Consider the following 21,273-nt stretch of genomic DNA (forward strand, 5'->3'; position numbering starts at 1 on the left):
TCTTCAAATCAAAACTCTATTTACTTGCTATATACTTCAAAATATGATTTACGGTCATGAAGTTTTCTATGGTCATATCTTCCGGAGCTACCTTTATGTTCGCTTCATTCTCAATAAAGAGTACTAATTGTACCATACCTAATGAATCAACTAAACCGCTACCTAAAAGGTCTTCGTTTATATCTATTTCCTCAACTACTTCAGTAGCTAGTTTACTTTTAATATAGCTTATGATTTTATTTTCCATAATTGGTTTTCTTCCAATAGTTTGCTTATTTCTTTGCGGCTTATTTTACCTGAGCTAGTTCTAGGAAAATCATCCATAAACTCAATAGTTTTAGGAATGGCATAGGAGGGAAGTTCTACTTTGCAGAATTCCATGAGGTAAGTAAGATTTATAGAAGCATCTTTTGATGGTTTAATGACCGCAACTAATTCTTGAACTTCTTCATCTTTTCCTAATACCAATACAGCTACTTCTTCAATGTCTTTATGTTTTAAGAGAGTAAGTTCTATTTCGTCTAGCTCTACACGATACCCCCTAAGCTTAATCTGTCTGTCGTTTCTTCCTAGAAACAATAGTTCTCCGCGGTTGTTCAGTTTTACTAAGTCGCCAGTTTTATAATAAATATGGTTATAACCGCTGGCTATAGTCTCTTTATGAAAAGATTGTTGCGTTAGGGATTTATTGTTCCAATAACCCTGCATCATTGTTGCGGAGCGTATAGCCAATTGGCCAGTTTCATTTGCGGGCACGTCCTTATTATTCTCATCAAGTATTTTGTACTCCGTGTTGGCCCAGACATTCCCGATAGGAATGGGTTCATCTGTTTTGGGTGGTTCAAGCACGTGGTAGTAAGTACACAAAATAAGCTCAGCCGGCCCATATAAATTACTGAATCGTGCATGTGGCCATTCCTTCATTAGAGCCCTTAGGTGCTTGGTTATAAAAACTTCACCGGCAAAGAGCACCCATCTAAGAGTACTAAAATCATGTTTGCCCAAAGTACCACTGTTCAACAATTGTATTAACATAAGTGGAACGGAATACCAGATTGTAATCCGCTCTTTTGAAATAAGGGAACTTAAACTGGCCGGCATTTTTAAATGGGCATCAGGTATGATTACCGTGGTAGCACCAACTAAGGGTGCTACAAAATAACCAAAAGTAGAAGGGTCAAAATGTAGGGGTGCCGGATTCCCAAATATATCGTCTGAGTTAAAGTCATAGGTGTCCGCAGCAATTTTAGCCAAACTTAGACCACTATAGTGTGTATGCATAATGCCTTTTGGCATACCTGTAGAGCCTGATGTATATAATATAAAGGCTAAATCCTGCTCTAAAATGGCAGGAGGTACATAATCATCCAACTCAATAGAAAAAATATCGTCCCAAGCTACAGATGGAATAGAATTTTTAGGGGTGTCTCCAATTATCTTATTTAAAGTGCTTTTTTCATTTAAAAGGGTATCAACTTTTCTTCTTTTCGTTGTTGTGGTAATCAAACTACTAATTTGGCAATCATTTATAATTGCAACTGTTTTATGTATTGGGGCCGCTGTATCTAGTGGTACATAGACTGCACCAGCCTTAAGAATACCATAGAGTGCAATAGACGTTTCGAGACACCTGTTCATGAAAATCCCTACACGGTCGCCTTTTCTTATGCCAATGGAAATTAGATATGAAGCTAGCTGGTCCGTTTTCTTATGAAGGTCACCATAGGATATGGTTTCCTCCAAATAGCGAAAAGCTTCACGGTTGGGTGATGCTATAGCTACCTTTTCTACAAGTTGTGGTAGGGTATAAATTGACTTCAAATTAATGGTTTAGTTATTAGGATACCAAGAACCACAAGAATTTCGATCAATATCAAAAATCTTCTTATTCATAGCGTAGCTAATATAATTTATGCTTGTGAATTTATCAAGGAAAAAATCAATCTAATAACAGATTTATAGGTCGATCATCGAAAAATTATAAGTATTTGAAGCTATTTATTAGAAATAATGAATTTTAGAGCTATTTTTTTAAAAGTTTTTTATTGGAAAGCAGATGTTGATGTTGGGTAGGTTTACACCATTAAGATAGCGCTTTAGAAATAAGTATCCCTAAGTCTTAATACTACAAAAAATGGTTCTACCTGATATTGAGTGCCTGAAATCGAAAAAATAAGGACAACTATAAAATAATTTTCTATATTGACAGCGCTATGAAAAAACTAATACTGTCTATTATCTTTGGCCTTTTTCTTTTGGCCCCTTTGGTAACGTTTGCCCATCAACCAAAACAAAGTTTAATTTACCTAAGAATTTATGAAAAGACAGGAATAGAGGGTCGCTTTGAGGTTAACGCTAACGAACTTAATAGTGTTTTTGGTTTGGATTTAGGCTTGCATCCAGGTATAGATAAGGTTAGGCCATACCAAGATAGAATTCAGGCTTATTTATTGGATAATGCTAAATTTTCATCAGAACTTGGTTCATATAAAATTGTGTTTACCGGTGAAATATCAAAATTAAATTTATCGTACGGTGATTTTATAAATTTCCATTTCCGGCTTGAAAACTCTGAGAACCTACCTGATAGTCTTACATTGGACTATGATGCTTTCTTTGATGAAGATCCTTCACACATGTGCCTTGTGGCCATGGAATATAACTGGAAAGCGGGTTTAATAAATAATGAACATATTGTTGCACTATATCTCTCTGAAGGGGAGCGAGAAGGCACTTTTTCCATAAAGGAAACTTCCCTATGGAAAGGCTTCCTGGCTATGGTAAAACAAGGGATTTGGCATATCTGGATAGGGATAGACCATATTTTATTTCTACTAGCTTTGATTCTTCCATCGGTAGTAAGAAGACGTAAGAAAGATGGTGTTACGGGAGAACCTATTACTAATGGCGAATCTGGAATTTGGGGATGGGTGCCGGTAAAGAATTTTAGACCAGCTTTTATATATATTCTTAAGATAGTTACCTTTTTTACAATTGCACATACCATTACATTAAGTCTAGCATCATTGGAAATCATTACACTGCCTTCTAGAGTAGTAGAATCCATAATAGCTTTCTCTGTAGGCCTTGCCGCTTACCACAATATTAGACCTATATTCCGAGGGGAAGATTGGGTTATAGCTTTTGTTTTTGGTCTATTTCACGGTTTTGGTTTTGCTAGTGTCTTGGGAGATTTAGGTTTCAAAGGTGAATACCTTTCGTTGTCATTAGTAGGCTTTAATGTAGGAGTAGAAATAGGACAAATTGCAATAATCGCATTAATTTTCCCAATCTTATATTTCATAAGAAACAACAAATTTTACTCAAAATTAATGGTGTGGCTTTCTGTACTTTTAATAATTGTATCTGCATATTGGCTTATTGAACGAGCCTTTGATATTGATTTGCCATTGGATGAAATAATCAATAGAAACATATTATACCCTATGGCGAATTTTGTTGGTTTGAAGTAAATAACTCACAGAATCTAGCATTTGGAAAAGAGCACAGATAAAAATTCATTATTGAACCGATGGAAAAATCGGGAAGCAAAGGATTCTGCTTTATTACAGATATCCAAGGCTCCTGCAGATGCTCAAATTCCATTATCTAGCGGCCAACAGCGTATATGGTTTTTGCAACAGCTATATACGGACAATCCTTTCTATAACTATTCTGAAGCGCTTACTTTTGAAGGAGATTTGAATGTTGAGGTGCTGAAGAAAAGCCTAAACCAATTATTCTTGGCTAACGAGGTTTTAAGGTCTTATTACCCTGCTATTCATGGCAGTGCAGTTTCAAAAGTTGATGATACTATTCCAAACCTTGTTGAGTTTGATCTTAGTCATTTAACTGAGATTGAAGCGAAAAAAGAGGCTGACACTATAATGCGAAAGCAGTCTTCCAGAGTGTTTGAATTATCTGAGCCCGGTCTGGTCAGGGTTTCGCTATTAAAATATTCAACCCAAAGATTTGTATTGTTTTTTACATTACATCATATTGTAATAGATGAATGGTCTATTGATGTGCTGAAACAACAGTTGGCAGATTTTTATCTTAAACTTATAGCGGGGAGTCCTTTGGAATCTTCAGCTGAAACCATTCAATTTTCGGATTATGCCTATTGGGAACGAACTACGCCAATTGATGAAAAACAGCTTGATTATTGGAAAAACACCCTATCGGGGAATCTACCCATATTAAATCTTCAAACGGATAGTACTAGACCAGCAAGAACTGCTTTTAGAGGGAAGCAGCAAGCGCTTCCGCTTGATATAAAACTGTCATCGGACATTTTAAACAATTCAAAACAGCTTGGTACTACGCCATTTGTTTTTCTGCTCACAGTATATTATGTTTTATTATATAGATACACAGGCCAGTCAGATATTCTTGTGGGAACGCCTATTGCTAGTAGGAATGTAAAATCACTTGAAAAAGTGCTTGGTTTTTTTATTAATACGGTGGTACTGAGGAGTGCGGTGGATAACAGAAGTAGTTTTTTGGACTTGATTGAAGTCGTCAAGAAAAATACACTTTCTGCTTTTTCAAATAAGGAAGTACCTTTTGATGTTTTAGTAAAGGAATTAAAAGTAGAACGATCTCTAGCCGTGAGTCCATTTTTTCAGGTGATGTTCTTGTACCATTCGGCAACAGAAACACCTTCTTTTGGCTCTGATTTAAGACTGATAGATGAAGCTGAATTTGATACGGAAGTTTCTAAGTTTGATTTAACCTTGTCCATATCGGAATCCAATGGACTACTCTCTTTGGCCTTTGAATATGATACAGATTTGTTTGAAGCGGCTACTATTTCTCGTTTTCTATCGCATTATAAAATGTTATTGAAAGGAATAATTGCTAATCCAAATGAACACATAGGTGATCTGCCAATGATGTCTTTTGAGGAAGAAAAGGTTTTACTTCCCGTACCGACAGAAAAAGAAAATCATTTCAAATCATATAAAGCAATACATCACATTATATCTGATGTAACGCGTCAGTTCCCTCTATATAAAGCATTGACTTTTAATGAGACATCTATAACTTATCAAGAGCTTGATGAGCACGCAAATATAATCGCACACGCTATTCTTCAAAAAAAGAAGAAACGAAACGAGGTGGTTATGCTCTGCATGGATAGGTCTATAGAAATGATAGTTTCTATGTTAGCTATTCTTAAAGCCGGATGCGCTTATTTACCCATGGACCCGAAATATCCCATGGAAAGGCTAAATTTCATTTTAGAAGATGCAGATTGTAATATTGTAGTAACCCATAGCAGTTTGGCAAGTGTTTTTGATTTAACGAACAAAAACATCATTTTGGTTGATAAAATGGAAGCTAATAAAACAATGGACGTCATCTTACCGGAAGTCCGAGAAGATGATTTGGCATACATAATTTATACTTCAGGAAGTACTGGACAACCTAAAGGAGTGCCAATAACTCATAGGAATATTATCAATTCAACTGCAGGGAGACTGGACTTCTATCCTCAAAATCCCAGTGCGTTCTTGTTAATGTCTTCAATTTCGTTTGATAGTTCCAAAGCAGGTATCTATTGGACGCTTTGTACAGGAGGTAATCTTATACTTACTGAAAATAGAATTGAACAAAATATTACGAGAATAGAGGACTTGGTACAAAGCCATAAAATTAGTCACACGCTTATGCTTCCAACTTTATATAAAGTAATTCTTGAGCATGGCAATTTAAGCAAATTAGAAAGTCTTAGCACGGTAATTGTGGCGGGGGAAGCGTGTACGCGAGCCCTTGGTAATCTTCATTTTAGAAATTTGCCGGATACGGGCCTGTATAACGAATACGGTCCTACGGAGGCTACAGTTTGGTGCATAGCTCATAAGATTGAAAAAACCGAAGATTCTGATATGGTTTCAATAGGTAAGGCAGTTGCCAATGCAGAGGTGTATGTGCTTAATGAATCAAAAAAACTAGTGCCGTATGGTGCTGTAGGAGAAATATATATTGGTGGACCAGGCGTATCAAAAGGGTACATCAATAGAACAGACCTCACTGAAAAAGTGTTTTTAAACAACCCTATAAAAAAGGGTTCAAATGAGAAAATTTATAAAACGGGAGACCTAGGTAGGTATAGAAATGATGGTACAGTTGAATTTCTAGGAAGAGTGGACCATCAAGTTAAGGTGCGTGGCTTTAGAATTGAGTTAGATGAAGTAGAAAAAACTATATCCGAATATGACTCCGTAAGCGTTGCAGTGGCTATGGTGGAAGACAACAAGCGTCTAATAGCTTATGTTGTAGCGAGTGAGGGTGTTAAGATTGATGACCTTAAGCGCACTCTGAAAGCCAAACTGCCCGATTATATGGTGCCTACTAGAATAATTCAAGTAGACGAGTTTCCTATTCTACCCAATGGTAAAGTAGATAAAGTACGTTTGTCCTTAATCCAGCCATCTGTGGAAGAATTAGATGAGACAACGATTGAACTTCCGGCCACGGAACTAGAAATGAAAATGGCGTCTATTTGGATAGAAGTTCTTGGTTTACCGTCTATAGGTGTTCACGAGAATTTTTTCGACATTGGAGGGGATTCCATTTTAAGTATACAAGTGATTTCGAAAGCGAAAGCGGAAAACTTAGTAGTATCTCCTAATCAATTATTTGAGCATCAGACTATTTCAGAGCTCACACGTTACTTAGAGGAGAAAAATATACAGAAAACGAAAGTTTTTGATAAAACAGAATTCAAGCATCTTGTGCCTATTCGTTCAAGTGGAACAAAACCACCTTTATTTTGTTTGCATTCTGGGGGTACACACTTCTTTTATTACAATCAGTTTGCCAACCATTTAAATCCGGACCGTCCGGTTTATGCCCTTCAGGCTTCGGGTCATGAAGATGAGCTTGTTTTGCATAAGAGCGTCCATGAGATGGCGATAGATTTTATAAAAGAAATTAAGAAAGTACAACCTCAAGGTCCGTATCATTTTATCGCATATTGTTATAATACGGCAATCGGTATGGAGGTTACGCGGTTATTGAGTGAAACTAATGATAGAGCTAATCTCATCATTGCAGATACTATGGCAGATTATCTTAGTCTGTTTGCGCCGTCTCAAACTAACGTTAGAACATCTGCGCTATTAAAACGGTTAAAGGCCAACCCTATAAAAACTGTTGACCGATTTGTAAGGTCAAAATTTATATTGCCTCTCAAGGAAAAATATAAAACACTAACCAGTAGCGGTAGCCAAAAGCTTATTAGAATTCTACATAACAACCATATTAAGCTGTACCGAGAATATGACTGGAAACCAATAGCAAATGATATTCAGGTTTTATTGACCGAAAAACCAACAACCGATTTTAATACTAAAGTTGTAGCTTCATGGAGGAAAATGACCAATAAAGAGGTTGTAATTATTCCCGTTGAAGGGAGTCATGATAAACTTTTTGAAGATGCTACAATAGTCAAAAAAACGGCAAGTAGTATAGATGCTTGTATGAAAGAGTTTGAATCTAGTAGAATAACAGGCTAAACTGGGGACTATGAAATTACCTGAGAGTGAAGCGCATATATGGTATTTCAATTCAAACGATTTTGATGAACTTGACCGGTATTTAAAATTACTTTCCCAAGATGAAATCGAAAGAGCAAATAGGTTTAAGTTCCAAAAAGACAGAAAGACCTATATCTTAGCAAGAGGCTTACTCAGGATTTTATCTGAACGCTATCTAAATATCCATGATGATCAGGTTTGCTTTACATATAATGAATTTGGAAAGCCAAGCTATGATTTAAAGACTTTACTTCGGTTTAATGTTTCTCATTCCGGTGAACTTATTGTTTTGGCATTTGTAGCTAAAGGGGAAGTGGGAGTAGACGTTGAGCGTATAAAAACCAACTTTGATATAGTTAAAATAGCCGAAGGCTTTTTCTCCAAAGATGAGGTTTCTTCTGTATTAGCTTTTCCTGAAGAGAAAAGAGCGAAAGCTTTTTTTAATTGTTGGACAAGAAAAGAGGCCTTTATAAAAGCAAAAGGAGTTGGACTTTCTTTTGATTTAACCTCATTTTCAGTTTCTATCAATGACAATAACCCTGAACTTTTAAGAACGCAATGGAATCCCAGCGAAAAGAATGACTGGAAGTTATTCTCCTTTGTTCCTCAAGAGGGATATTGTTCAGCTTTATCGGTATCGTCAGCCATAAACAAAGTATCTCACTTTGGTGTGGCAGATTTAGACTGATATTTGTCTTCCAGCTTCATTTTAATTAGCTGATAAATATTAAATCGTTTATAATTTTGAGCTATTTAGTCCATAACAAATTTCACGCCTGCCGTTATGATTGACGAGCTAAAACTAGTGTCACGATCATACTGATAAAACTTTAAATCTATACTCTTTAATCCATATTTAGAGATATGCATCTTTGTAAAAATATCGGTATAAGAGATACCCAACCCGTACTGATTGGCTGAATATTTAGATAAATCATAATCCGAAGTGTAATATTCTTCTGTTGATAAATGTGATTCATAAGGAGCGAAATAATCGGCAGCAGATTGGTTGTAAAACCGGTAAGACGGGTATAAGGTGAACTTGTCACTCAACTTTACAGAAGCCTCAAGGCTTGCTGTATGAGAGTTTATGCCCCAGTCATCAAAATAATAACGGTAATACGTTCTAAGCGACACGATTTCATTCAAATACCAGTTTAAGCGGCCTCCAACAGCAAATTTCAATCTTCCATCAGGTAGTTGTTCTATATCATCAGCTAGCTGAAAATTATCTATAAAAGAATCGACAACATCAGAGAAGTAAACGCGTTGAAACGGTGTTGAAAGTAGCCCTTGTTGGTTTATAACATCAAAGGAAATTAAACCTTGAACATTTTTATGTAGTATTTGAGAAAGCCCTAATCCTAGGGAATAAGAGTTTCGGTTAGTTTTATCCAGTTCGGAAAAATTAGGATTGTAATTGGTATTTCCCGTGATTTCATCAGGTCTAAAAAAACCGACTCCACCCTCTCCAAATGGTCGAAGCTCAAAAGGATATATAGTGGTCCAATTGTCCAAATAAACATTACCGTTAACGCTGATTTCCGTGTTTTTTTCATTGAAGAGTTTTGTATAGCTACCTCCAAAACCCAAGGAAAAATAATCATATTCTGAAGACACAGAGAACTTCGCTGACCATAGGTCATTTCTATCATCGGAACTGTGACTGTAGGTTCCCGTTAAATTCACCCAGGTATCTGATTGTGATGCACCGGAGCTTGCAACAAATGGGTCCGCTTCGCCCTTATCAAAAGGGTCTACATTACTTGAAGAAGCAGAGGTATAAGCAGAAACGCCTGCATCTATCATTAGTACATCATCATCGTTCAAAGGAATAGAAACGATAATGGTTCCTGTAACATCCGTCAATTCTTCCGTACCTTTTCCGCCGGTAACAGCAGCGTTATCACCATCCTGTGAGTAATAACTTGTCAAGAAATTTACTTCTGTAGTTTCAAGCACACGTTTTTTGTAGGTCTGCTCTTCATCCTGTGACCAGGCTTGCTGCACGCCTAGTATTAAGATCATGAGAAGTGTATTTTTAATTGAAATCATAATTCCTCTATGTGTTATCACTTAACTTAATTACAGCCGCAACCGCCTCCCGTTTTTCCTCCATTGGCACCAACTGCTGCCTCGCGATAAGAATGAGCGATGGTAACATTACGGTCGCACTTTTTGTCGGACAAAGCCATATCAGGGTCGCTGAGGTTTACCTTGTCATACTCTTTGACCACAACGCAGCTATTCATAGCGCAGGTCAATCCTATTAACACTAAAAACTTTTTAATCATAGTTTTTCTATTTCTATATTCTTGGATGTGAATATGTTTCCTTTGTCATCAATAATGATACATTCAATATGTGGCATTTGGTTAACTCTGTTTAAGCCAACCTCTTTGCCCATTACAAAAACTGAAGTTGCTAAAGCATCTGCCAATTCTGCTTTAGGAGCAAAAACGGTAACACTAACGATACCTGTTGATGGCAACCCTGTTCTTGGGTCTATAATGTGAGCGTATCGTTTACCATTTAAGTTCACGAATTTTTCGTAATCACCAGAAGTTACTACAGCTCCTTGCAGAATTGGGAGCAAAGCAAAAACTTTATGCTTGTCCAATGGGTTGGTTATGGCAACTTTCCAAGGTTCGCCATTGGGTTGCTTGCCCCAGGTGTTCATGTCTCCAGAAGCGTTTATAATCCCTGCTGTCACTCCTTTTTCCATTAAAAGGACTTTGGCCTTATCTGCGGCATATCCTTTTCCTATACCTCCAAAACCTATTTTCATTCCTTTTTTCTTTAGAAAAACGGAACTGTTTTTTGGGTTTAGGATTATATTTTGAAAACCAACCTTAGCTACAGAAGCTTGTATGGACGTGTCGCTTGGCATTTGGGTCATGCTACCGTCAAATACCCATATCTTGTCCATTGAAGCGTAACTAATATCAAAAGCACCATCAGTAAGTTTAGATAGGCTTATGGATCGTTCAATTAAGCCATAAAGTTCAGGAGAGACCTTAACCGGGTTTTGACCGGCATTTATATTAATTTCTGAAGTTTGTGATTCCGGATTCCAAGAAGAAATTAAGTTTTCAATTCTAGAAATTTCGGCTACTGCCAAATCTATATTTTTGTTTCCTTCAGTAGAGTCTTTTGCTACTACGGTAACATCAAACCGACTCCCCATTAACTTTAAAGTCTTGGTGAAGGTGTTTTGTGCACCTGCGGTTATCGCAAAGAAAAAGAGTACTATAGATAGATACTTTTTCAAATTCTGTGGTTTATAAAGAATAGATTTGAAAAGTTTACAAGCGCAAAGCTTATAAAAACATTGGATCCTTTTTGGTAGGCTTTTAAAATAGCTTACAAAAAGAACTAATTGATCTCATTGTCAAAATCATAATTAATTGAGTAAAAAATATATTTTTGCACAAATTTGCGCAACATAAATGTGTTATATTGATAATTTATTCTTTATTATTGTATGTTTTAATGTATTTTGAATCTAATAAATGAGGTTTTTAAAATAAAGCGCAAATTTTGCGCAATAAACAATTCTCTTCTAAAATTTTGTTTTTTCTCCTAGTTTAAGAAAGGAAATTGTCTAATTTGTTTAGCTTCAAAATTAAGATATAAAGATACGGTTTATCACAAAAAAAATCAAGATTTGCCTCAAGAAGGTTATTAGTATTTCAACATCAACAAACAGGAAAAAGAACACCTATGAAACATCAAAAATGGAAGTCTATTTTTAAAAACCACTTCTTAATCGCTCTGTCGTTTAGTTTTTTTCAAACACAAGCAAATCAACCCAAAAGTAATACCAAAGAAAACGGTACAGTAGTAGTGGAAGCTGAGGATTTCTATGAACAAACCCATTCGGATAAGCGCAAATGGTATGTTATAGACGCAGATTACGGAGCAAAGATGAAAAGCCTTGATCAAAACTTACATTTTAAGGCTGCTAATGGCGAAAAATACATTGAAATTTTACCGGATACACGTACCAATCATGATGATAAACTGATAGTTGGTGAAAATTTCTCCAATGAAGCGGGTAAAATGGGCATTTTACATTATAAAGTTAATTTTTCTGAGGCCGGGAGATACTATGTTTGGGTTCGTTCATATAGTACAGGATCTGAAGATAATGGTGTTCATGTTGGTGTTGACGGTACATGGCCAGAAAGTGGTCAGCGTATGCAGTGGTGCGACGGTAAGGATACGTGGACCTGGGGGAATAGCCAACGAACCGAAGAAAGACATTGTGGTGTTCCAGGATTTATTTACATAGATATTGATAAAGCTGGTGAGCATGATATTCAATTTAGTATGCGTGAGGATGGTTTTGAAATGGACCAATTTATATTTACTAAGGATACAAGCTATCATCCTGAGAATACAAATGAAATTGCTACCGATGGTAATCAAGATTTATTAGCTATGGTTAAAGAAGTAAGACCAAGTGCTAAAATTTACCCAGCACAAACATTTAAGAACACGAAGAATGCTTTTTATAACGATAGAAAATGGCTGGCTATAAACCCAGAAGAACATGAGGAGGCAGAAGCTTCCCTTTCTTTTGATGGGGCAGAAGGCGAATATGATGTGGTACTATTTACTGTTGGTGAAAACGATGGTCGTTCTGTATACACGTTAAAAAAGAATGCTGAAACCTTTAAGGATTTTAGAACCCCATTAAGCAGTAACATGTTTGAGGAAGGCTTAGAGTATGTAAAAGTATACGCTAATATTAAGCTGAATGCAAATGATGAAATAGGGGTAAAGGCAGTTCCAAAGAGCAGGGATGGTAAAGAGTTTAGCCGCGCCCGATGGAGTGGTTTGGTAGTTGTTGAAGCAGGAACGGGTAAAAAATTGTTAGAAGAGTTACAGTATAAAATGGCGGCTCTGACTAATATGCAAATTACAGGAGAACTAAAAAAATGGCATAAAGTAACGCTAACTTTTGATGGCCCAAGCACTTCTGAGGAAGCGGATTACAACCCGTTTATGAACTATCGCTTTAATGTGACATTTTCGCATAAACAAAGTGGTAAATCATTTATGGTGCCAGGTTACTATGCAGCAGATGGTGATGCCGGACAGTCATCTTCTGAGCAAGGAAATAAGTGGCGTGTACATTTTGCTCCAGATGAAATAGGAGAGTGGACGTATGATGTTGACTTTAGAAAAGGAAATTATTCGGCAGTAAGTACAAAACCTGATACAGGTTTAAGCGCAGGTTATATGGATGGTGCTTCTGGCTCATTCAGTATAGATAAAACAGATAAGACCGGAAACGATTTTAGAGCTAAAGGAAGGCTGCAATATGTTGGTGAGCGTTACTTGAAATTTGCCGAAACAGGTGAGTATTTCTTAAAACAAGGTCCTGATGCTCCAGAAAATTTTCTTTCGTACGTAGATTTAGACGGTACTTTTAAGGACGATGGGCATAAAGATGAGATGGTCAAAACCTGGTCAGCTCATTTACAAGATTATAAGCAAAATGACCCTACTTGGAAAAACGGTAAGGGTAAGGCCATTATTGGTGCCTTAAATTATTTGGCTTCAAAAGGACTGAACTCGGTTTCATTCTTGACCAATAATATTGCAGGTGATGATCAGAATGTATTTCCGTATACGGACTATGATACTTATGATAGAATAGATGTTTCAAAAATGGACCAATGGGAAATTATATTCGAACATGCTCAGGAACTCGGTCTTTTCCTTCACTTTAAAATGTTTGAAGTAGAAAATCAAGGGCTTTTAGATAATGGTGGGGTAGGTGCATATACCAAATTATACTACCGTGAACTAATGGCGCGTTTTGGGCACCATTTAGCCTTGAACTGGAATCTTTGCGAAGAAAATGGGGAATGGGTAACTAATCCAACAACACCTCCACAAGAAGAGGAGCAGCGTTTGGCAATGACAACGTACTTTAAAAAGAATGACCCGTATCACCATCATTTGGTTATCCATAATGGTGTTGAGTTTGAGGATTTGTTAGGACCTGAAAGTGGACTTACAGGACCATCGGTTCAGACAAATAAAGAAGATTTTAGTCGAGTGCATGGACAAGTATTGCGTTGGTTGAATGCTTCTAAAGAAGCTGATTTTCAATGGGCCGTTGCAGTTGATGAGCCGGGTGATGCTCAGCATTCGTTAATTACCGATGAAGAAAATCCTGATCACGATAATGCGCGTAGAAATGCCTTATGGGGTACGTTCATGGCAGGCGGATGGGGTAATGAATGGTATTTTGGATATGCACATCCTCATTCAGACCTTTCTTGTGAAGATTACCGTTCAAGAGACCTGTTTTGGGACCAAGCCGTACATGCAATGGACTTCTTAAAAAACAATGATATTCCGTTTTGGGAAACTGAAAACAGAAATGACCTTGTTGGCAATAAGGAGAATAAAAATACCGTGTACTGTTTGGCAAAAGAAAACGAAGTATATGTAGTGTATCTTAATTCAGTTCCAACATCTAAATTAGATTTATCTAATGCTACCGGAGATTTTGAAGTATTATGGTTCAATCCCAAAAAAGGAGGAGACCTAAGAAAATCTAAAGTCAAAAAAGTATCTGGTGGGGCAATTGTAGATTTAGGGAAGTCTCCAGATAAAAAGCAACAAGACTGGGCTATTTTAATTAGAAGAGCAAAATAACCATTAAACTAAGAGTGCAGAGAATTGCATTCCTCTTTAAAACTAACGTGATAGGAATAATTATACTATCACGTTTTTTTTAGCTCAAAAGAGTTAATCAGTAACAGCTTTACAAATTTATACTCATAAGAATAGTTTATTCTTATAGTTTAATACTTGGTCTTATCATGTTTTGATGCCCAGTTATTAAAAACTTCAACAGCTTCTTCTTGTAACATTTGTTTGAAGTGAATCTGTCTATCTTGCATGCCCACTTCTAATTCGTCATAAATAAATTGGTCGTCAAAATCAATCGCTTTTGCATCTGCTTTATCGCAACCGTAATACACTGCTTTTGGTCTTGCCCAATAAATGGCACCAAAGCACATAGGGCAAGGCTCACAAGAGGTGTAAATAATGCAGTCCGTAAGTTGAAAATCATTTAGTTTTTTACAGGCATCCCTAATCACTACCATTTCTGCATGGGCAGTTGGGTCGTTCGTAGAGGTAACTTTATTATGGCCTTCGGCAATTATTTCACCATCTTTTACAACTACGGCACCAAAAGGGCCACCTGCATTTGAGTTCATTCCTTTTGCGGCCATTTCAATAGCGCGGCGCATAAAAACTTCATGTTCTTTCATCATATTTATAAATTTCTAATAATATGTATTGAGTAAATGGGGTGCAAAATTACATCTTTTATGTGCAATTCTACATAGGATTTTTTAAGAATAAGCAACGCCTTTTTTGAGGATTTTAAAATTAAACTTGAAAGATTTGATTTTTAATCCGACTGAATGTTAAAACCGACCAATTTTAGAATGATTTATGAGAATTACTTATTAGGTTACTTTTTGTATTTGTAGCACATTGAATTCTCCTCAACTGTCGCGTAAAGTAACTCTGGTATTTTTATAGTCTCTGCATGTTGTTGATAATCAGTAATATTGGTTTTTGTTAAAATTAGAATTTGAAAGCAATTACTAAATATTGGTTTTTAGAAGGATTCAGTCTTTTTAAAAAATTAGGGATGCCTACCATGATGAAACTCTGTGATCATTTAGATATGGAGTACGTAAACAAAGGCAGTATCATTAAGATAGGGGAAAGGGATAGAAAATGCATTTTCTTTTTAAAAAATGGTTCCGTTAAAATAATGGACTCTGATAATGATATAGTTAAGTATGTTGTTAAAAAGGGAAATATTTTTGGTGAACTATCCATTTATGATAAAAACGGCTCATCTAAAGAAGTTGCCTTAGCTCTAGAAGACGTAGTAATTTGTTATATCGAATCTGATATGATGGAAGATTTGATGGAACAACATAAGTCTCTAAACAATGCCTTGTTAAAAATCTATGGTCTACGTATTAGAAAATTAGAGACAAGACTCCAAGACCTACTTTATAAAGACAGTAAAACTAGAATCTCTGAATTTATAAAAGCTTTTATAGAAGAATTCGGTGAAATAGAAAATGATAGGGTTGTGGCAAAGAATCTTCTTTCCCATAAAGACATATCCAATTTAACCAACACCTCTAGGCAGACGGTAAATAACGTATTAAGCACAATGCGAAAAAATCATATCATAGATTATGATTCAAAATTTATTTCATATTCAAAAGTGCTAGATAAGTAGCTTAAACATAAACACAATACATAAACCAACTATAATGAAAAAGGTCGCCCATTTTCTTCTAATATTCTTTTTAGCTTTATTCGCAACTAACGTTTCTTCTCAAGAAATAGAACAGTCCATTTTTGTTACTGGCAACACATGGGATACTACAGATACTGAAGTTCTCTCAGCCATTTCAAAAGAAAAAAAATTAGTCAAGAAACCTACTGTACTAATAATAGGAAATGCTGCTCCTAAAACCGAAATAGAAAATTCTATCAACAAACAGGTATCGGTCTTGTCAAATCTGGGTAATGATGTCATTTTTATATCTGGAAATAAGGAGTGGGCAAATGGCAACAAGGGTGTTTCTGATATTGAAAAGTATATACAGAAAAAAAGTAAAGCCAAATTTTCCCCAGATGATGCAGAACCCATCAAGCATCATGATTTGGGTGAAAATGTTGAGTTGATTACGGTAGATTCTCAATGGTTTTTAGAAGATTGGGACAATCATGTTTATATTAATGAAGATTCAGAAATTCAGAATAGAACCTTATTCTTTTTGGAATTTGAGAACAGAATAAAAAAGGCACAAGGGAAAATTATACTTGTAGCCATGTATCACCCCATAGAAACCAATAACAAACAAGGTCTTTTCAAAAATGTTGGAGGGTTTTCTAGTCAAGATTTCCAGAATAAGCAATATAGAACACTCAGAAACAGATTAAAAACAACGGCAAGGGGAGCAGAGAACGTAATTTTCTTGTCGGGACAAGGAAAAAATCTACAATATATAAAAGGGAGTGTACCTCAAATTAATAGTGGTGCGGCAGGAAATTTGGAAGCTGTAAGAAACGGGGAAGAAGGAGATTTTTCGTTGAAGAAAAACGGGTATGTTCGTTTAGATATTACTACAGGTGGTGAGGTAATTGCACACTATCAAACATTTGAAAATGGAACTACTAAAGAAGTGTTCAAAACTACAGTCTTAAAAGGAGATGCGGACCACACAGAATCGTATACGTTTAAGAAAAATTATACTCGTACGCAATTGGCTTCTATCTACACTAAAAAAGCAGCTACAAAAAGTGGATTTTACAAAGCACTTTGGGGAGAGCATTACCGGGACTTTTATGGTAAGGAGGTGAATGCACCCGTAGTTTTATTAGATACTTTAATGGGAGGGTTAACTCCGGTAAAACGTGGAGGTGGGCAGCAATCAAAATCTTTACGATTAGTAGATAAAACAGGTAAGCAATATGTTATGCGTGCTCTAAAAAAGAGTACCATCAAATTTCTACAGGCCAACGCTTTTCAAGAAACTTACGTTGGCGATGTTTTAGACGGTACGGTGGTAGATAAGTTCTTGGCGGATTTTTATACAACTTCTAATCCATATACTCCTTTTGCAATAGGTAGCCTTTCTACTAAAGTTGGAGTGAACCATACCAACCCGATATTGTATTACATACCAAAACAGCAAGTATTAGGGAATTACAATGATGATTTTGGCGATGAACTTTATATGATTGAAGAACACGTTGGGGATACACAAATAGAATCCGAGAGTTTTGGAAAACCTGTGAATATATTGAGTACGGCCGATGTTTTGCAGGAAATAAACAAATCAGGAAAATCAGTTGTAGACGAGCCTTCCTATATAAGAGCTAGGTTGTTTGATATGCTCTTGGGAGATTGGGATCGTCATGAAGATCAATGGCGTTGGGCACTTTACAAAAATGACGATGGCACAGAATACTGTAGTCCTATTCCAAGAGATCGTGATCAAGCATTTTCTAAATATGACGGTACACTAATCAGTACCCTAACCCGACTTATACCAGGTTTGCGTAAAATGCAAACTTATGACGAGGAGCTGAGAAGTGTAAAATGGTTTGCTTCATCTCCTTATCATTTAGATCTGACATTGATACATGCATCAGGTTGGGAAGAATGGGAAAAACAAACTAGCCATATTCAAAACCAACTTACCAATGCTGATATAGAAAAAGCTTTCCAAACTATTCCAGAAGAAGTTAAGGGGCCAGTAATAGAAGATATTAAAGTGAAGTTGCAAGGCAGGCGGGATAATCTAATGAAAATCGCTAAAGCGTATTACTTATATCTCAACAAATTCCAGGTAGTTACGGGTACTCAAAAAGCCGATGATTTTACCATAACTAGGTTACCCAATGGAAAAACATCTTTAAAAATAGACCGGAAGGATTTAGGTATTTTAAACCATACGTACTCAAAAGATATTACCAAAGAAATATGGCTTTTTGGTTTAGATGGAAAAGATACGTTCACGGTAGAAGGAGAGGGAGATCACCCTATTAAAATTAAAATTGTTGGTGGAAAAAAGAATGACACCTATGATTTTAAAAATATTAGAAAAGTAAAACTATACGATTATAAAGACAAAGAGAATACCATAGTAAATAAACAATCTAAAAAATGGTTGGTAAATGATTATGGTTTAAATAATTACGACCATAAAAAAGTGAAATATAATTTTAATCAGTTACTTCCAATAATAGCGGTAAATCCAGACGATGGACTCAAAATTGGAGTAGTAAGTAACCACACTTCGTATAGTTTACAACGTAATCCTTTCACTTATAAACATAGTATTCATGCAGCTTTTTACACCAGTACTTCGGGTTATGATTTGTCTTATGACGGAGAGTTTTCAAACATATTCCACAACTGGAATTTTGGCATAGAAGGTTTGTACACCAGTCCTAATTTTTCAGAAAACTTTTTCGGTTTTGGAAATGATACGGAATACGATAATGATGAGGTAGACTTAGATTTTAACCGAGTTAGAATTCGGAAGTTTAAAGCTGGATTGGCATTAAAATGGGAAAGAATTAGTGGTGGCTCCTTTTATTTTAAACCGTTGATAGAATCTTTTAATGTTGAAAATATTCAAGATAGGTTTGTATCGCAATTGCCTGTAAACAGTACAGTTTTTGATAGACAAACTTACGGAGGAATAGAGGCCGCTTATAATTTTGAAAATAAAAACAGCAGCGCTTTTCCTACCTTAGGTCTAGATGCTGGATTGACATTAGGCTATAAAACCAATATTGATAATACAGAGGCGGAAAATAGTTTTGCCTATCTACAGCCCCATTTAGCAGTAAATCATAAGTTAATAAAAAACGGTAGAATTGTTTTGGCAACAGAGCTAGGGGGAGAGGTCCTTATAGGTGATGACTTTGAATTTTATCATGCTGCAACTATAGGGGGCAATAAAAGTTTAAGGGGTTTTAGAAATGAACGCTTTACAGGAAAACAATCCTTTTATCAGAATACAGACCTTAGGTTTCCATTAGGAGGAGTACGAACAAGCCTTGTTCCATTTAGATTTGGCGTTACAGGTAGTTTTGACTATGGTAGGGTTTGGACCGAAAATGATACCTCTAATACATGGCATAATTCCATTGGGGGTTCGCTATGGCTTATAGGAGCCGAAGCCTTTACTACTAACTTAGGTTATTTTAGTAGCGCGGACGGTGGCAGAGTAGTTTTTACATTAGGCTTCGCTTTTTAGTAGACGCGTTCCAAGAAATATTTCACTAGTTCTTACGTTTATAAAAAGTAAGAAAAAAGTTACAAAATTTAGTTTTGAAGAAGCATTAGGAATATCAGACAAAAAATCAAAAAAGAGAGCAAAGAAAGAAGCAACTTAATCGAACAAAATGGAAAGATGGCTTAATTGTGAATGAGCGTTATTTTCATGTGTAGCCTTATGCTTTAATAAGCACATGCAGTACAAGTGCTTATTTTGCTTCTTCAATTTTAATAATCAACAATCAGAAAAACTCATGAAAAAACCAATTGCAATTGCCCAAGTAGACACTTTAGAAAACAAAAAACCAGAACACGCATTAGTCAATGGTTTGGATTTAGTAATCGTAAAATTTGATGATGATGTTTCTGTATTGTATGGTAGATGTCTGCATAGAGGGGCATTAATGTCAGACGGTCATGTAGATGGTCATAACCTTATTTGTGGTGTTCACGGTTGGGATTATAGAGTAGATACCGGAGTTTCTGAATATAATAATGCAGAGGTATTACATAAGTTTACTACTAAAATAGAGGGTGGTAGTCTTTTTGTAGATGAAGAAGAGATAGATGCTTATTTAGTAGACAGTCCGCAACCTTTTAATAGAGATGCGTATTTGGGTGCTTACGCAGATACCCATCCGGAAGAGACAGAACCATACACCGGGTATATAAAAGAATTAGCTACCAACGGACTTAAAAATTTGGGGCATCACGGAACTTCTGCTTCAATGGGAGTGGATAGAAATACGTTGCCAAAATGGAGCGATATTCAATTTTTGCCTGCCCAATTGGCTAGTAGACCGTTGCTAGATGAAGATGCTGTGGCTACAAAGGTGGTTATTGGACCTAAAGCCAAAAAGCCTTTACATTTAGATATTCCACTTTTTGTTAGTGATATGAGTTTTGGCGCATTATCTAGAGAAGCTAAAATAGCATTATCTAAAGGAGCGCAATTAGCAGGTACGGGTATTTGCTCAGGAGAAGGCGGCATGTTACCTCATGAGCAAGAAAACAACAGTAAGTATTTTTATGAACTAGCTTCTGCAAAGTTCGGATTTACTTGGGATAAGCTAGACAAAGTTCAAGCTTTTCATTTTAAAGGCGGACAAGGAGCAAAAACAGGTACGGGCGGTCATTTGCCAGGTGCTAAAGTAAGTAAGGAAATTGCTGAGGTAAGAGGTTTAAAAGAAGGAGAGACTGCAATTTCACCAGCCACTTTTCCAGATTTTCATGGTGTAGATGACTTTAAATCTTTCGCAGCTCAGGTAAGAGAACGTACAGGTGGTATACCGATCGGATTCAAAATTGCAGCAAGTCATATAGAAAAAGATATTCAGTTTGCATTAGATGTGGGTGTCGATTATATCATTTTAGATGGTAGAGGTGGGGGAACAGGTTCCGCACCAACTATATTAAGAGATAATATAAATGTACCTACAATTCCTGCTTTGGCAAGAGCAAGAAAATATTTAGATAAAGTTGGTGCTACAGATGTCACCTTGGTAATTACCGGAGGTTTAAGAGTTGCTGAAGATTTTGGTAAAGCCCTTATGTTAGGTGCCGATGCTATTGCCGTATCTAATTCGGCCTTGCAGGCAATTGGCTGTTTAGGTATGCGTGCTTGCGGAAGTAACAACTGCCCTGTGGGTATTGCAACGCAAAAAGAATCATTGCGTAGTAGGTTGATTATTGATTCTTCGGCGAAACAATTACATAATTATTTTGATGCTACAAATAACCTTATTAAGGTTATTGCGAGAGCTTGTGGGCATGATGATATTTCAAAATTCAATTTTGATGACCTATCTACTTTTAATCATGACATGCATCGTTTAACAGGAATTAATTACGGCGGTGTTAACGCTTAAA

At 36.3% G+C, this 21,273-nt stretch carries 13 protein-coding genes; 7 read left to right on the plus strand and 6 right to left on the minus strand.

Translation table 11 applies throughout. The features are described from left to right. Positions 1-16: 16 nt before the first annotated feature. The gene (locus tag IWB64_RS14090; protein WP_194534601.1) at positions 17-247 is read right to left on the minus strand and encodes an acyl carrier protein; all 231 of its coding nucleotides are present in this window, start codon (positions 245-247) and stop codon (positions 17-19) included. Further along, complete coding sequence (locus IWB64_RS14095; protein ID WP_194534602.1) at positions 229-1,821, minus strand: amino acid adenylation domain-containing protein; 1,593 nt, start codon at positions 1,819-1,821, stop codon at positions 229-231. Before IWB64_RS14095 ends, IWB64_RS14090 begins: the two co-directional genes overlap by 19 nt. A gap of 392 nt (positions 1,822-2,213) precedes the next feature. Here IWB64_RS14095 and IWB64_RS14100 point away from each other — a divergent pair, with 392 nt between their 5' ends. From IWB64_RS14100 to IWB64_RS14110, 3 genes are read left to right on the plus strand one after another with little or no spacing between them, the layout of a single operon-like run. Beyond that, the gene (locus tag IWB64_RS14100) at positions 2,214-3,473 is read left to right on the plus strand and encodes a HupE/UreJ family protein (protein ID WP_194534603.1); all 1,260 of its coding nucleotides are present in this window, start codon (positions 2,214-2,216) and stop codon (positions 3,471-3,473) included. A gap of 21 nt (positions 3,474-3,494) precedes the next feature. Next, a complete protein-coding gene (locus IWB64_RS14105; RefSeq protein ID WP_194534604.1) occupies positions 3,495-7,523 on the plus strand; it encodes a non-ribosomal peptide synthetase in 4,029 nt (1,342 codons plus the stop codon). A 10-nt stretch (positions 7,524-7,533) separates the two neighbouring features. Further along, positions 7,534-8,232, plus strand: a complete 699-nt coding sequence (locus tag IWB64_RS14110) for a 4'-phosphopantetheinyl transferase family protein (protein ID WP_194534605.1) — start codon at positions 7,534-7,536, stop codon at positions 8,230-8,232. Positions 8,233-8,297: 65 nt separating this feature from the next. Here the strand turns inward: IWB64_RS14110 and IWB64_RS14115 are convergent, their stop codons facing one another. From IWB64_RS14115 to IWB64_RS14125, 3 genes are read right to left on the minus strand one after another with little or no spacing between them, the layout of a single operon-like run. After that, entirely contained in the window at positions 8,298-9,572 is a 1,275-nt protein-coding gene (locus tag IWB64_RS14115; protein ID WP_226975900.1) for a DUF3570 domain-containing protein, read from the minus strand. Between the two features lie 53 nt (positions 9,573-9,625). Next, positions 9,626-9,838, minus strand: coding sequence for a DUF4266 domain-containing protein (locus IWB64_RS14120; RefSeq protein ID WP_155596817.1), 213 nt, complete (start codon positions 9,836-9,838; stop codon positions 9,626-9,628). Next, positions 9,835-10,815, minus strand: a complete 981-nt coding sequence (locus IWB64_RS14125; RefSeq protein WP_226975901.1) for an FAD:protein FMN transferase — start codon at positions 10,813-10,815, stop codon at positions 9,835-9,837. The genes IWB64_RS14120 and IWB64_RS14125 overlap by 4 nt, the downstream gene beginning before the upstream one ends. 452 nt (positions 10,816-11,267) lie before the next feature. Between IWB64_RS14125 and IWB64_RS20445 the strand changes: the two genes are divergently transcribed. Continuing rightward, a complete protein-coding gene (locus IWB64_RS20445) occupies positions 11,268-14,222 on the plus strand; it encodes a DUF5060 domain-containing protein (protein WP_226975902.1) in 2,955 nt (984 codons plus the stop codon). Between the two features lie 149 nt (positions 14,223-14,371). Here the strand turns inward: IWB64_RS20445 and IWB64_RS14135 are convergent, their stop codons facing one another. Further along, positions 14,372-14,845, minus strand: a complete 474-nt coding sequence (locus IWB64_RS14135) for a nucleoside deaminase (RefSeq protein ID WP_394370092.1) — start codon at positions 14,843-14,845, stop codon at positions 14,372-14,374. A 329-nt stretch (positions 14,846-15,174) separates the two neighbouring features. Here IWB64_RS14135 and IWB64_RS14140 point away from each other — a divergent pair, with 329 nt between their 5' ends. The 3 genes from IWB64_RS14140 to IWB64_RS14150 all read left to right on the plus strand — a co-directional run bounded on the left by IWB64_RS14140 (position 15,175) and on the right by IWB64_RS14150 (position 21,272). Next, the gene (locus tag IWB64_RS14140) at positions 15,175-15,843 is read left to right on the plus strand and encodes a Crp/Fnr family transcriptional regulator (RefSeq protein ID WP_194534608.1); all 669 of its coding nucleotides are present in this window, start codon (positions 15,175-15,177) and stop codon (positions 15,841-15,843) included. 34 nt (positions 15,844-15,877) lie between these two features. Then, complete coding sequence (locus tag IWB64_RS14145) at positions 15,878-19,384, plus strand: BamA/TamA family outer membrane protein (protein WP_194534609.1); 3,507 nt, start codon at positions 15,878-15,880, stop codon at positions 19,382-19,384. 274 nt (positions 19,385-19,658) lie between these two features. Continuing rightward, positions 19,659-21,272, plus strand: coding sequence for a glutamate synthase-related protein (locus tag IWB64_RS14150; protein WP_194534610.1), 1,614 nt, complete (start codon positions 19,659-19,661; stop codon positions 21,270-21,272). The last annotated feature ends 1 nt before the right edge of the window (position 21,273 follow it).

This window comes from Zobellia nedashkovskayae, from assembly GCF_015330125.1.
In the GTDB taxonomy this organism is placed as follows: domain Bacteria; phylum Bacteroidota; class Bacteroidia; order Flavobacteriales; family Flavobacteriaceae; genus Zobellia; species Zobellia nedashkovskayae.